12 protein-coding genes and 1 tRNA gene are annotated in these 13,157 nt (G+C 49.7%); 8 read left to right on the top strand and 5 right to left on the bottom strand.

Annotated elements, in window-relative coordinates:
* Positions 1-39 precede the first annotated feature (39 nt).
* Positions 40-1,212, bottom strand: a complete 1,173-nt coding sequence (locus OMQ46_RS07795) for a class I SAM-dependent methyltransferase (RefSeq protein WP_266236191.1) — start codon at positions 1,210-1,212, stop codon at positions 40-42.
* A 15-nt stretch (positions 1,213-1,227) separates the two neighbouring features.
* Here OMQ46_RS07795 and OMQ46_RS07790 point away from each other — a divergent pair, with 15 nt between their 5' ends.
* Positions 1,228-1,947, top strand: coding sequence for an SDR family NAD(P)-dependent oxidoreductase (locus tag OMQ46_RS07790; RefSeq protein WP_266236190.1), 720 nt, complete (start codon positions 1,228-1,230; stop codon positions 1,945-1,947).
* Here the strand turns inward: OMQ46_RS07790 and folK are convergent.
* On the bottom strand, positions 1,906-2,412 hold the full coding sequence (gene folK, locus OMQ46_RS07785) for a 2-amino-4-hydroxy-6-hydroxymethyldihydropteridine diphosphokinase (protein ID WP_266236189.1): 507 nt from the start codon (positions 2,410-2,412) through the stop codon (positions 1,906-1,908). The genes OMQ46_RS07790 and folK overlap by 42 nt on opposite strands.
* A complete protein-coding gene (gene folB / locus OMQ46_RS07780; RefSeq protein WP_266236188.1) occupies positions 2,412-2,762 on the bottom strand; it encodes a dihydroneopterin aldolase in 351 nt (116 codons plus the stop codon). The genes folK and folB overlap by 1 nt, the downstream gene beginning before the upstream one ends.
* Positions 2,763-2,839: 77 nt before the next feature.
* Between folB and plsY the strand changes: the two genes are divergently transcribed.
* Entirely contained in the window at positions 2,840-3,433 is a 594-nt protein-coding gene (plsY, locus tag OMQ46_RS07775; RefSeq protein WP_266236187.1) for a glycerol-3-phosphate 1-O-acyltransferase PlsY, read from the top strand.
* A gap of 53 nt (positions 3,434-3,486) precedes the next feature.
* Here plsY and tsaD read toward each other — a convergent pair whose 3' ends face one another.
* Positions 3,487-4,494: a tRNA (adenosine(37)-N6)-threonylcarbamoyltransferase complex transferase subunit TsaD gene (gene tsaD / locus OMQ46_RS07770; RefSeq protein ID WP_266236186.1), complete on the bottom strand. Its 1,008-nt coding sequence runs from the start codon at positions 4,492-4,494 to the stop codon at positions 3,487-3,489.
* Positions 4,495-4,630: 136 nt separating this feature from the next.
* On the opposite strand from tsaD, the gene rpsU reads away from it, so the two are divergent.
* The 5 genes from rpsU to OMQ46_RS07745 all read left to right on the top strand — a co-directional run bounded on the left by rpsU (position 4,631) and on the right by OMQ46_RS07745 (position 9,135).
* A complete protein-coding gene (rpsU, locus tag OMQ46_RS07765) occupies positions 4,631-4,846 on the top strand; it encodes a 30S ribosomal protein S21 (RefSeq protein WP_266236185.1) in 216 nt (71 codons plus the stop codon).
* A gap of 21 nt (positions 4,847-4,867) precedes the next feature.
* The gene (locus tag OMQ46_RS07760; RefSeq protein ID WP_266236184.1) at positions 4,868-5,329 is read left to right on the top strand and encodes a GatB/YqeY domain-containing protein; all 462 of its coding nucleotides are present in this window, start codon (positions 4,868-4,870) and stop codon (positions 5,327-5,329) included.
* A 70-nt stretch (positions 5,330-5,399) separates the two neighbouring features.
* Entirely contained in the window at positions 5,400-7,118 is a 1,719-nt protein-coding gene (gene dnaG, locus OMQ46_RS07755; protein WP_266236183.1) for a DNA primase, read from the top strand.
* 91 nt (positions 7,119-7,209) lie between these two features.
* Positions 7,210-9,048 carry an RNA polymerase sigma factor RpoD gene (rpoD, locus tag OMQ46_RS07750; protein ID WP_266236182.1) on the top strand — a complete coding sequence of 613 codons (1,839 nt, stop codon included), beginning with the start codon at positions 7,210-7,212 and terminating at the stop codon, positions 9,046-9,048.
* Between the two features lie 10 nt (positions 9,049-9,058).
* A tRNA-Ile gene (locus OMQ46_RS07745) sits at positions 9,059-9,135 on the top strand.
* Between the two features lie 90 nt (positions 9,136-9,225).
* Here the strand turns inward: OMQ46_RS07745 and OMQ46_RS07740 are convergent.
* Positions 9,226-11,286, bottom strand: a complete 2,061-nt coding sequence (locus OMQ46_RS07740) for a P-loop ATPase, Sll1717 family (protein ID WP_266236181.1) — start codon at positions 11,284-11,286, stop codon at positions 9,226-9,228.
* A 325-nt stretch (positions 11,287-11,611) separates the two neighbouring features.
* Here OMQ46_RS07740 and OMQ46_RS07735 point away from each other — a divergent pair, with 325 nt between their 5' ends.
* Positions 11,612-13,060, top strand: coding sequence for a mechanosensitive ion channel (locus OMQ46_RS07735; RefSeq protein WP_266236180.1), 1,449 nt, complete (start codon positions 11,612-11,614; stop codon positions 13,058-13,060).
* The last annotated feature ends 97 nt before the right edge of the window (positions 13,061-13,157 follow it).

Raw genomic sequence — 13,157 nt, 5'->3', positions numbered from 1 at the left:
TCAAAGCAGAAAAAGGCGCCTCAGGGCGCCTTTTTTGTTTCAGAGCTGATAACGCCGGTCTTGTCTCTGGAGGCGCGGCAGTAAATCGAGGTCACGGCATAGTGACAGCACTTTGAATTGATGGCCCATGGCGCCGGGCATAAGGAGTTGCTTGAGTGCAGCGCTGTGCTGCAGCCAGTCGACAGGATTGGACTCCTGTTCCAGCTGTGCCGCCAGTAGCGTGATATCACCAGCGAGCAGAAAGTCACTCTGCTCATGAAAACCTGCAACATCAAGACCAGATGAAAGTGCCTGTTCAGCCAGGGCAGTAAAATCAACATGGGCGGTAATATCCTGCAGGCCCGGGAGCACGAAAGGATCGTCATGCGCCTGCTGGCGGTAATAACAGCGCAGCGTGCCCTGAATACGGTCCGGGCGGTAATATTCGGCAAACGGGTAGCCATAGTCGATAATGAATATCGCACCCTGAGACAGGCGGTCAGCGACGCTCAGCAGCCAGTCTCTGGCGAACAGATTCACCTCGGTCCGATAAACCTGGTCGCCTATCTGTTGGCGGATGTCTGTTGCGATTTCTAGCAGTCGCGGATCGTCAATCGCTCTGCTTTGCCAGGTGAACTCGTCCTGGCTGAGGCTGATGCCCTGCTCTTCAACATTGTCTTCAGTGAATGTCAGCAGGTGAACAGGCATGGCATCACAGACTTCATTAGCGAGGACCACACCCTGAAAATCGCAGGGTAAGTCTGTCAGCCAGACGACACGATCTGCCAGGGCGGGTATCTGCGTTTTGACCACGGCTTTTTGTCGCTGTTGAAGATCAGCGCTGGTTTCCAGGATGAAATAATGATCCGGCAGACAATTCAACGTATCCAGCTGCAGCAGCACATCGATGACAAGCTTGCCGCTACCAGCACCAAACTCGAGCACATCGAACCGCCCGAGCTGACACCCGACATCAGCAATATGAAAAGCGATAGCACGGCCGAATAGAGGGGTGAGTTCCGGTGCCGTGGTAAAGTCTCCCCCTGCGCCCAGCTTGTGACTGCCGGCACTGTAATAACCCAGCCCCGGGCGATAGAGGCAGTCATGCATATAATCAGCGAAACTGAGCCAACCACCCTGCTGCTTAATCCTTGCAGCAATCTGCTGTCTGAGCTGGTCACTATAGTCTTGCGCCTGCGGGTCATCCGCAGCTATCGTTATTGAATCAGTCATTGAGAGGATAAGTCGTTGCAAAAAAAGGTTCTGGTTACCGGCACCAGCCGCCGGATTGGTCTTCATATCGCCAGGCGGCTGCATGAGGACGGCTATGCCGTCCTGGCACATTACCGCAGTGAGACCGAAGGTGTCCAAGCATTACGTGCGCTGGGCATTGAAACCATTCAGGCTGATTTCGACAGCCGCGACAACATTCTCGAATTTGTGACCCGACTGCGGCAGCAATACCGTGGACTTCGGGCAATGATTCACAATGCTTCCAGTTTTACCCCGACCGACGAAGAGCTGGCTCGCGCTGCTGAGCAGTATGAACAGTTTTTCTATGTGCATATGATGGCCCCATTCCTGATTAATCAGGGGCTGCATGACCGTCTGCAGGGTGATGATGGCAAGCCCGCCGATATCATTCATATCACTGATATCAATGTGGAAAACCCAACGCCACGTTTTGATATTTATGGCACGACCAAAGCGGGTCTCCATAATATGACATTGGCGCTGGCCAAGAAATTTGCCCCTGAGATCAAGGTCAATGCAGTGGCGCCGGGACCGGTATTATTTACCGAATCTCACAGTGAAGCGGTCAGACAGGCGATGATGGCGGAAACGCCACTGGCCTGTGAAGGCGGTGCAGAGCCGGTGTATCTGGCGCTGAAAAGCATTTTGGAGAATCCTTTCCTGACCGGGGTTTCAATCCCGGTGGATGGTGGTCGCCGTCTCTCCAAACGTTAAACCGTCGGTGCTGACCAGCGTGCCCATTTGCATCACCGGTGCGGTGGTCGCGCCGGTCAGAAAAGCACGGAGTTCATTGATCAGCGGATACAGAAAATATTCATCAGTAATGTTGCTGGCGCTGCTTTGCCATTCAGCCGGGCTGGAGAAATAAGCCAGAATGTCGATATCGGCCGGCCGATCCTTATATTTGCTGTCCGGATCATCACGATCCCGACCCAGGGCGATTTCAATCTTATTGCAGATGGTCTTGAGCTCGGCCTCTGGTATATCGGTTTCAAGAAAAGCCACGGCATTGAGAAAGTCCCGGTGACTGTTCATGCCCACCGGCGGAATATGCAGTACCCGGCTCAGGTGCAAAGCATCGAAGTGGTCAAGTAACTGCCGGACAATGGCCGCGAAATTCTGCTGCGGGTTAATATTACTGCCCAGACCGAGCAGATAGCCGCCAACCACTGACACCATCAGTGGCTTCGCTCAATGACAATGCGGGCGGTGTTCTGTCCATGCAGGGCAACCGGCTTGCTGAGCGTCAGTTTGATGCGGGGAATGGCAAATTCCTCCAGCAGCATGGCGCAGAGATCTTCAGCCAAAGTCTCGATAAGCAGATATTCGCTGGCTTTGACAAAAGCCACGATGCGCTGGGCGACTGCGCCATAGTCGAGCGTTTTATTAATGTCATCGGATTCGGCGGCGGGTTTGATATCCCAGTCCATTTCCAGGTCAAAGCTCAGCGTCTGCTGAGTCTGGCGTTCCCAGTCGTAGATACCGATAATCGTGTCAATTTTCAGGTCGTTAAGAAATATTTTGTCCATGTATCAAGCTGCTTGCTGGTGGCAATCCGGTTCGCGACCTATAATGTCGCATCAGTGTTAACAGGTCGCATCATATCATGCTGGAAACATACACCTTACCGCTTAGTCTTCTGCTGATTGCTTATTTATTCGGTTCGCTGAACAGCGCCATCGTCTTGTGCAAGCTGGCCTCCCTGCCCGATCCGCGTACTCAGGGGTCAGGTAACCCCGGTGCCACCAACGTGCTGCGTTTCGGCGGTAAAAAACTGGCAGCAACTGTCTTGTTCTTCGACGTGCTTAAAGGCGTGATTCCGGTGGTGATTGCCCACCTGCTGGGTCTGGATATGGTCTGGGTGGCGGCGACAGCGTTTGCCGCTTTTGTCGGCCATTTATTCCCGGTCTTTTTCCAGTTTAAGGGGGGTAAAGGTGTAGCGACGGCGCTGGGTGGCTTTCTTGCCCTGTCCCCTGCTCTGGCCGGTGCCGGTCTGCTGACCTGGCTTGTTGTGTTTGCGATTAGCCGGATTTCGTCACTGTCAGCACTGACGGCAGCGGCGCTGACGCCGGTTTACAGCCTGTGGATCATCGACAGTGTACCGGCGCGCTGGGTGATTTTGCTGACGGCGCTCATGCTGATTGCCCGTCATCACGGCAATATCCGCCGCCTGTTGAGCGGACAGGAAGGCAAGTCTTAGGACTTGCTGCGCTCTCATCCACAACAGAGGCGGCACTGGAAGAGCAACAAGCCCTAGGGTGGTGTTAATTCATCCAGCGGCCAGCGGGGTCTGACATTGAACGTCGGCTTGTCCTGCAGTTGCATCGCCTGTTTTCGAATCGCACCGGCAAAGGCGATCATCGCGCCGTTATCACTACAGAACTGCTGACGAGGATAAAAAACCTCAACGCCGGGCATGGCATCCAGGTTATCCCGCAGTGCTTTATTGGCGCTGACACCACCGGCCACGACCAGGCGCTTATGGCCGGTTTGTTTGAGCGCCCTCTTACACTTGATTGCCAGCGTGTCGACGACTGCAGTCTGAAAAGCCAGACAAATATCGGCTTTGTCCTGTTCAGTCTGCTCACTGTTGAGCCAGGTATTCATGGCGAAGGTTTTAAGGCCGCTGAAGCTGAAATCAAGCCCGGGCCGATTGGTCATCGGCCGTGGGAATTCATACCGATCTGCCACGCCCTGCTCCGCTTTTGCTGCTAAATAAGGCCCGCCCGGATACGGCATGCCCAGGAGCTTGGCGGTTTTATCGAAGGCTTCACCGACAGCGTCATCGATCGACTCGCCTAACAGTTCGTATTCACCGACGGCTTTGACATCGACCAGGAGTGTGTGGCCACCAGAAACGAGCAAAGACACAAACGGAAATTCCGGGGCCCGGTCTTCCAGCAGCGGAGACAGCAAATGCCCTTCCATATGATTAATCGCCAGTGCCGGTTTATCCAGTGCCCAGGCGATAGAACGGCCGATGGCGGCACCGACCAGCAGGGCACCGGCCAGACCCGGACCGGAAGTATAGGCAACCGCATCAATCTCATCGCGCTTGAGCCCGGCCTGCTCCAGCACTTCTTCAATCAAAGGCAGAGTTTTACGGATGTGATCCCGTGACGCCAGTTCCGGCACCACACCACCGTATTCGGCGTGCATATCAATCTGGCTGAATAAAGCATGGGCCAGCAGGCCTTTGTCAGTGTCGTAGAGCGCGACGCCAGTTTCATCACAGGAAGATTCGATGCCTAAAACACGCATTGCTGATCCGCTTTCATTTTGAGAAAAGACACTATTATGCCTTTTTTGAAATTAAAGTGATTTAACTGTTTGCTTTCTGGTCGATATTTCGTACAATTGGAGGTTTTCCAAACATGAATTGAGTAGGGAACCATTAATGCCTTCAGTACGAGTTAAAGAAAACGAGCCATTTGACGTTGCACTGCGTCGTTTCAAGCGCTCATGTGAAAAAGCCGGCACCGTTGCAGAAGCACGTGCCCGTGAAGCATACGAAAAACCAACTACTGCCCGCAAACGCGCTGCAGCAGCGGCAGTAAAACGCCACCAGAAAAAACTGGCCCGCGAAAACGCCAGCCGCGTTCGTCTTTACTAATCCTCTCGGGTCACCTCGACGATGCCTGCAGAAGCCAGCCCACTGAAAGCCACCATTATGGACAGCGTCAAAGACGCGATGCGCGCTAAAGAAAAAGAGCGCCTCAGTGTGCTTCGCCAGATCACGGCAGCGATTAAGCAGGTAGAGGTTGATAATCGTACCGACCTGTCTGATGACGATATCGTGGTCATTCTGACTAAGATGACCAAGCAGCGCCGCGAAGCGCTAGATCAATACGAACAGGCCGGCCGCGATGACCTGGCGGCAATTGAAAAGGCAGAACTGGTCATTATTGAAGAGTTCATGCCTGCTCAACTCAGTGATGAAGAAGTCGCCGAAGCAATTGACGCTGCCATCAAAGAGACCGGTGCCAGCAGTGTGAAAGATATGGGCGCGGTGATGAATGTACTGCGTCCCAAACTTCAGGGTCGTGCCGACATGGGCGCGGTCAGCGGTAAGGTCAAGGCAGCGTTGAACCAGTAATTCCCTTGCTGAGCGTTGTCGGCCAACACGGGTCTAATGTTTCCACTGAATTTCAGCCATAATAGCGTTTATGGCTGGTCAGATCCCCACACAATTCATTGACGAACTGCTCGCGCGCATCGATATCGTTGACGTTATCGATGCGCGGGTGCCGCTCAAAAAAGCGGGCAAGAATCTCCACGCCTGCTGTCCTTTCCATAACGAGAAAACCCCTTCCTTCACAGTCAGTCCTGACAAGCAGTTTTATCATTGCTTTGGTTGCGGTGCCCACGGCACGGCTATCGGCTTTCTGATGGAGTACGACCAGCTCAGCTTCCCGGAAGCCATTCAGGAGCTGGCCGATCAGGTGGGCATGACTGTGCCGACCACCCAATCCGTTAATTTATCGCCGGCAAAACAGAATCTGTATGATTTGATGGACAAAGTGGGGCGATATTATGTCCATCAGCTCCACAATCATCCACAGCGGCAGCCTTTTGTCGATTATCTGAAACAGCGCGGACTCAGCGCTACGACTATCGAAACCTTTGGTCTGGGCATGGCACCGGAGGGCTGGGATAATGTACTGAAAACCTTCGGTAGTAATCCCCAGGTGAGTAAGCAACTGCTCGATGGTGGCCTGCTAATTAAAAACGACAAAGGCCGTATCTACGACCGCTTCCGTAACCGTATTATGTTCCCCATCCGTGACCGTCGCGGGCGCGTGATTGGTTTCGGCGGCCGGGTGATGGACGATTCCACGCCAAAATACCTGAACTCGCCGGAAACCCCGATTTTCCACAAAGGCACCGAGCTCTATGGTCTGTATCAGGCTCGCAAAGCGAACCGCCGTCTGGAGCGTATCCTGATTGTGGAAGGTTATATGGACGTGATTGCGCTGGCAGAATTCGGTATTAACAATGCGGTCGCCACATTGGGCACCTCGACCACAGCCGATCATCTCCGGGTTCTGCTAAGAACGGCACCGGAAGTGGTGTTCTGTTTTGATGGCGACCGGGCAGGCCGTGATGCCGCCTGGCGGGCAGCGGAAAATGCCTTGCCGATGCTGGGTGGCAATCAGCAACTGAAGTTTATGTTTCTGCCCGAAGGTGAAGACCCGGACAGTCTGGTCAGAAACCAGGGGCCGGAAGCCTTCAATCGCCGGGTGGAAATGGCGCTGAATTATTCCGACTTCTTTTTCGAAACCCTCAGTGGCCAGGTTGACGTGAATTCGATGGACGGGCGTGCCCGCCTGGTAGAAATGACCAAGCCCTATCTAAAGCATGTGCCGTCCGGTGTTTACCGCGATATGCTTGAGCAGCGTCTGGCAGAAATCAGTAAAACCAATATGGCCACGCTGAACCGCCATCTGGAAAAGCCTGCTCAGCAAAATAAAAAGCCAGCCAGAAAATCGAGCTCAGCCACGATGACACCGGTTCGCATGGCCATTACCATTGTGCTGCAATATCCGATTCTGGCGCGCGAAATCGATAACCTGGCTGCGGTTGCTCAGGTGAAGCAGCCCGGTATAAATATTTTTATCGAACTGGTTGAAACCCTGCATCAACACCCCCACTTAACCACTGCGGCTTTGCTGGAACGCTGGCGCGACAAGGAAAACGGGCCGCATCTTCAGAAACTGGCTTTGCAACCGCTAACCTTGTCAGCGGATGCACTCAAACATGAACTCTCGGGCATCGTCTCTCGTCTTATTAAAGAAGCCAGACAACAGCGAATTCATGAGCTGACCAGCAAGCCGTTCAGTGAACTCACCGAAGCAGAAAAGGCTGAAGTGAAGTCATATAAGTGAATGTTTTTAAGTTTAATTTGATGCAATACACTGGTCGCTTCGGTATAATGAAGTGTTCACGTCAAGAAGCGTCGAGGGTTAAAGGGGCCGCATGAAAGATCAACAATCACGCGTTAAGGAACTGATCGCCTTAGGTAAAGAACGTGGTTACCTCACTTACGGTGAGATTAACGATCACCTGCCAGAAGACCTGGTTGATGCTGATCAGGTTGAAGACATTGTCAGCATGTTCAGCGACCTCGGTATCATGGTCCACGAAGATGGCATGGATACCGACGAGATGGAGCGCCTCGCAGAAGCCATCTCTTCCAATGATGAAGTTTCCGACGAAGAAGCGGCAGCAGTATTGGCCAGCTCCGACGGTGAATTTGGTCGCACCACCGACCCGGTCCGCATGTATATGCGTGAAATGGGCTCTGTGGAACTGCTGACCCGTGAAGGCGAGATCGTTATCGCTAAACGCATCGAAGCCGGTTTGCGTGAAAGCCTGCAAATGCTCTCGACCTATCCTGCCTGTATTTCTTCATTCCTGGCCATGTACGACATGGTGGAAGCGGGCGAAATGCGCCTGAATGAGGTGATTAAAGGTTTTGCCACCACTGAAGAAGCGGTTGAAGAACAGGCTGACGAGGTCAGTGATTCAGTGGATGATGACGCCGATGTCGATTCTGACGACGATGACGATGATGACGATAACGTCAACAATGTCAGCGATGATGATGACTCCGGTGAAATCGATCCGGAAGAAGCCCGCGCCCGCTTTGAGGCATTGCGTGAAGCGCATAAAAACTACATCCAGAGTGAAGGCGATGCGGCTGAAGCCGCCCGTGAACAGGCCAGCAACCTGTTTATGGAATTCAAACTGACGCCGAAAACCCTGATCATTCTGAATGACCTGATGACGGAAACCGTTGACGAAATCCGTAAGCAGGAAAAAATCATTCTGGATATCGTGGTCGAACAGGCACGCATGAATCGTCGTGACTTTATCGATTCGTTCCAGGGCAATGAGAGCAATGTCGACTGGGCGGAAAAACATATCCGCGCCAAAAAACATTACTCGTCCACCATCAAGAAACATCACGACGAAATTAAAGCAGCTCAAAGCAAACTCGCTGAGATTGCTGATCAGCGTGGTATCTCGATTGCCGAAATCAAAGAAATCTCACGCCAGATGTCGATTGCTGAAGCCAAGGCACGCCGTGCCAAGAAAGAAATGGTGGAAGCCAACCTGCGTCTGGTTATCTCGATTGCCAAGAAATACACCAACCGCGGTCTGCAATTCCTGGATCTGATTCAGGAAGGTAACATCGGTCTGATGAAGGCGGTCGACAAGTTCGAATATCAACGTGGTTACAAGTTCTCGACCTACGCCACCTGGTGGATTCGTCAGGCGATCACCCGGTCGATTGCCGACCAGGCCCGTACTATCCGTATTCCGGTTCACATGATTGAGACTATCAACAAATTGAACCGTGTTGCCCGTCAGATGCTGCAGGAAATGGGTCGTGAACCAACCCCGGACGAACTGGCAGAACGTGTCGAAATGCCGGAAGACAAAGTCCGTAAAGTACTGAAAATCTCCAAAGAGCCTATCTCGATGGAAACCCCGATCGGTGATGATGAAGATTCACATCTGGGTGATTTCGTTGAAGACGTTAACGTCATTTCCCCGTCCGACTCTGCCATCATCGAAGGCCTGCGTGAAGCCACTCAAGGCGTTCTTAACGGCCTGACCGAAAGAGAAGCCAAGGTCCTGCGTATGCGTTTCGGTATTGATATGAATACTGACCATACCCTGGAAGAAGTCGGCAAACAGTTCGATGTCACCCGTGAGCGGATCCGTCAGATAGAAGCCAAAGCGCTGCGTAAACTGCGTCATCCTTCACGCTCCGATCAACTGAGAAGCTTCCTCGACTCAGAGAGCTAATCCTAGTTCAGGGCCTATAGCTCAGTTGGTTAGAGCAGGGGACTCATAATCCCTTGGTCCCAGGTTCGAGTCCTGGTGGGCCCACCATATAAATCAAAGCCTTAGCGTTGAATATAACGCTGAGGCTTTTTTGTTTTGGCTCCATGAAGACGCTATGTAGACAGCGTGTATGTGTACTCATCTGCTCCTAATAGGAAGATATTGCCTAATGTATGCATCGAGGAGTTTGTTAAGTTCTATATCAGCAGCATTGTGCTTTTGAGGGCTGCGAAGCTTTGAAAGCTGTTTAGTTAAAAATCCTAGAGAAATTTTCATTACTAGAACTCCATGCTCATTATGGAGTTCTTGTGCCCAGTTTAGCTCACGGCCCTTTTGTGGGTTGTTATCTTTACTACGACAGATTATAAATCCGATTTTTCCATAATCTTTTGTTAGATAAGAGTACATTTGTCTATAGTCTTCAGACTTTAATTCAGGATAATTTTTGATTTCAAATATTATTTGCCTACTTTTATAGTCTTCAAAAACTCTTTTCCAAAAGGCAGTAAGAGACATATTTGATGCAACAATATCCCTTTGTTGTAAGCCATTTTTATTGGGGTGCAGTTCTATATTTGATAGTGCGCCAGCAAATATCAGAGAGATAGCTTCTTTGCACCAGTCCTCGAAAGAGTGACAATCATCTCTACCTGGATTTATGGTTTTTACTTCCTCAATAAGTTTGCCAAGACGATTAAACCTCTGCTCTTTGGTAACCGAACTTATTTCAATGTCGTATTCGTCATATATATCTTCGGCACTTTCAACTTCGGCCAAGTTATTACTGATATTTAGAGCTAACCAATAGCATGGGTGTATGAATAACTCAGAGTTTTCTGAGATTTCAATACTAGGATCTTTGCCATCATGGCAAAAAATGTATGAGCCAGAACGGTCATCTTTTATGCCGAGAAAGCCGACACCATATAAGCTTTGTAGGACTTTTGTGGAATCCTCAAATATTGCTAAATCCTGTTGAATTTGTAGGCCTTGTTTCTCTTTTCTAAGCACCTGATCTATGAGGAACATTGCTTTTTCACCCGTTACGAGAGGTGCTGAAGCAATAAATTTTCCTGTAAAAAGCTGTAAAGAGGGAAATATACTTTCATATTCCTTGTGAAGATCTTGAAGGCGGTGTTCCGAGATCGATCTTGCAGAGCTATTTATGTCGTCAAGTATAATTTGATCTCGACCTTGAGCTGAGCTGCTCAAGAATGCATTGTTTAAAAGAACAAGGATGTCTCGAGGTCTATAGAGTGTCAGTTTCAAGCACATTCGGAAACCTTCCCTACCTTTAAGCTCGCGAGCAGCATATGTGCCCCAAACTTTTGCACTATTTTCTTGATCATTATCGAAGGCAACTTTTAAGCGATTACAGACCATATTAAATAGGTTGTATTCATCCCAATGCAGTCTTAACACCTGTCCTTCTATATTTCGCGTGAAATCTGGGTCTTTCAGGCTGATTGATCTGAACATGTTGTCTCGTAAGAAAACCAGGCCGCGGAATTTGTTTTCGAACTTTGAGTTTAAATCGATGACCGCCTGAACAAAGCCATCCATAATGGAAACACCAAGATCGTCAGGTGAATATCCTTCATCGAGTCTGTCAACAAGGAGAGTGAATTGATGTTTGCTGGCTTCACATGCGTTCAAGAGTTCCCTCTCTAGCTCGTCAATAGATAGGTTTCCAGATAGATCTGCGATATTAGTTTCTGGTGAAGCTTGTTTGTCTACTACGGACTTTAGAATTTTTCTTAGTTTTGAAGATACATTCTCATGGTTCGCCCCCCATTTGCTAAAGTGCTTATTTAGAACGGCGACATCAATGTTATTCTTGAGCTTGTAATGCGTTCTAATTCGCTCTAAAAGCTCCATATAGAGAGCATATTTCCATGCAATCTTGGAGGCAGCTTTTATGTGAATGTATGTTTCACCAAATACCTTAAATAAATCACGTAAACCTATAATTTGGTCTTCTTCCGGAGCTATGGTAATTACAGATGTGTTGGGCTCTTTTTTCCAATATTTGCTTAGCTGATGTACCAAGGCGCTTTTGCCTGTTCCTCGCCTACCAACAACTACACATCTGTCAAAAGATTCGAGAAGAGCTTTATAGTCAGGTGTTTCCAGAAAAGCGGCATCCAGCATCAGCGAATCGTTTTCAGCTCTAATATCTCCTAAGCGGTTTGCTTTCATTCCAATCCTTTGATATTTAATTAAATAATTAATCAGAGTATATAGTATGTTTTAGCGTCTTTCTAAAAGCACAGAGTACAGTTATTGACAGAACTCCGAGTCTTGGTGGGCCCACCCACCTCTTAAAAAAGCCTCGAGATCAATCATGATCTCGAGGCTTTTTTTATGCGTCTATATATCGGAATGCGCTTATCAGACTGAGTCAATATAGGCAGTTTTTAAAGGAACTATCTGATTATTATATGATTTTTATAACCGTAAATTTGGACATTTGTCTGCTAAGCCTATAGTGTTATGTAGTGCACAACCAAAAAGGAGAGCCTAGATGAATGAAATAGTGGGTTTTTGGAGCCAATACGAGAGTTCGGTGCTACAGTTCCTGGTCGCGGTGTTATACCTGATAGGTTTTTACATCGTTGCCAGGGTGGTTAAGAGTGTGTCGCACCGTTTATTGATCAAGACCCAGCTGGATAATCGCTTTACCAAAACGGTGGGGTTGAGTGAAAACTTTCCGATAGAGAAAGTGCTTTCAGTCACGGCGTTCTGGCTGATCATGGTATTCGGTCTGGTCACATTTTTCGATATGTTGGAGCTGGAGTCTGTCACTCAGCCCCTGAATGCCTTACTGACAGAAATCTTTATTTATCTGCCTAAACTGGGCGCGGCAGCCGGGTTACTGATCATTGCCTGGATTCTGGCTTCCTTGCTGGAGAAAGGTATTGAGAAAGCCTCCTCAATGGCCAAGCTCGATGAAAGGCTGAATAAACTGGAGAAGGAGAGTGAAGAACAGCTTTCTGTCAGCAAGTCGTTTTCCCGTGCTGGCTACTGGCTGGTGTTCCTGCTGTTCCTACCGATGGTTTTGGGCGTACTGCAGATGGAAAGCCTGGTAACACCATTACAGGACATGTTTGCCAAGCTGTTCAGTTATCTACCCAACATCATTTCTGCAGCACTGATATTTGCGGTCGGTTACTTTGTTGCCCGGTTGGTGAAACAGATCGTGACCAGTCTGTCTGCAGCCGCTGGTATCGACAAATTCAGTGAAAGAGTGGGACTGGAAAACAAGTTTTCATCATTGCTGGGTACGGTGGTTTACACGTTTATCCTGCTGCTGGTGATTGTGCAGTCGCTGGATGCACTCAAAATCGCAGCAGTGTCGATGCCAGCGCAGAACATGATCCAGATGATCTTTGCAGCCATTCCGGGCATTTTGGCCGCTGCGCTGGTGATTGGTATTTCCTACTATATCGGTAAACTGGTCGCGCAACTGGTGACTGATCTGCTGACTGCATCCGGGTTTAATAAAGTCATTTCAAACCTGGGCTTTGAGATGAAAACTGAGCGTACCCCGAGTCAGTATGCAGGTAATCTGGTGTTACTGGGTGTGATACTTTTTGCGGTTCTGGGTGCGACAGAACTCTTGAATTTTGATCCGCTCAGCCAGCTGGTGACGGCCATGATCGAATTTGCGGTACAAGTCATTCTGGCCGCCGTGATTCTCGCTGTGGGTATTTTTGTCGCCAAGAAAGTCAAATCACTGATTACTGAGGCAGGTTTGCCCAATGCGGCAGCTTCGCTTGCGAGCGTCGCCATTCTGTTCCTGACAATTGCCATGGCATTACGCCAATTGGGGCTCGCTCAGGATATTATCAACATTGCCTTTGGTCTGATGTTAGGTGCAGTTGCTGTAGGTACGGCTCTGGCGATTGGCCTCGGCAGTAAAGATATTGCCGGCCGAGAGGTCGAGGCCATGCTGGAAAAACTGAGGAAGTAAGCGCTAACAAACCCTGTCTGCGGGAGTGGGCAGAGTTTACCAGCACCATCAATAATGACGCCTGTTCATTCTGCGTCATTTCAACATGGAAACGCGG

Source organism: Methylophaga sp. OBS1 (assembly GCF_026319365.1).
This window is presented reverse-complemented; position numbering and strand designations above follow the sequence as displayed.

Bases quoted from the DNA above. Each gene is read 5' to 3' on its own strand.
- OMQ46_RS07795 (WP_266236191.1), bottom strand. From the start codon at position 1,212: ATGACTGATTCAATAACGATAGCTGCGGATGACCCGCAGGCGCAAGAC.
- folK (WP_266236189.1), bottom strand. From the start codon at position 2,412: ATGGTGTCAGTGGTTGGCGGCTATCTGCTCGGTCTGGGCAGTAATATT.
- folB (WP_266236188.1), bottom strand. From the start codon at position 2,762: ATGGACAAAATATTTCTTAACGACCTGAAAATTGACACGATTATCGGT.
- plsY (WP_266236187.1), top strand. From the start codon at position 2,840: ATGCTGGAAACATACACCTTACCGCTTAGTCTTCTGCTGATTGCTTAT.
- tsaD (WP_266236186.1), bottom strand. From the start codon at position 4,494: ATGCGTGTTTTAGGCATCGAATCTTCCTGTGATGAAACTGGCGTCGCG.
- rpsU (WP_266236185.1), top strand. From the start codon at position 4,631: ATGCCTTCAGTACGAGTTAAAGAAAACGAGCCATTTGACGTTGCACTG.
- OMQ46_RS07760 (WP_266236184.1), top strand. From the start codon at position 4,868: ATGCCTGCAGAAGCCAGCCCACTGAAAGCCACCATTATGGACAGCGTC.
- dnaG (WP_266236183.1), top strand. From the start codon at position 5,400: ATGGCTGGTCAGATCCCCACACAATTCATTGACGAACTGCTCGCGCGC.
- rpoD (WP_266236182.1), top strand. From the start codon at position 7,210: ATGAAAGATCAACAATCACGCGTTAAGGAACTGATCGCCTTAGGTAAA.
- OMQ46_RS07740 (WP_266236181.1), bottom strand. From the start codon at position 11,286: ATGAAAGCAAACCGCTTAGGAGATATTAGAGCTGAAAACGATTCGCTG.
- OMQ46_RS07735 (WP_266236180.1), top strand. From the start codon at position 11,612: ATGAATGAAATAGTGGGTTTTTGGAGCCAATACGAGAGTTCGGTGCTA.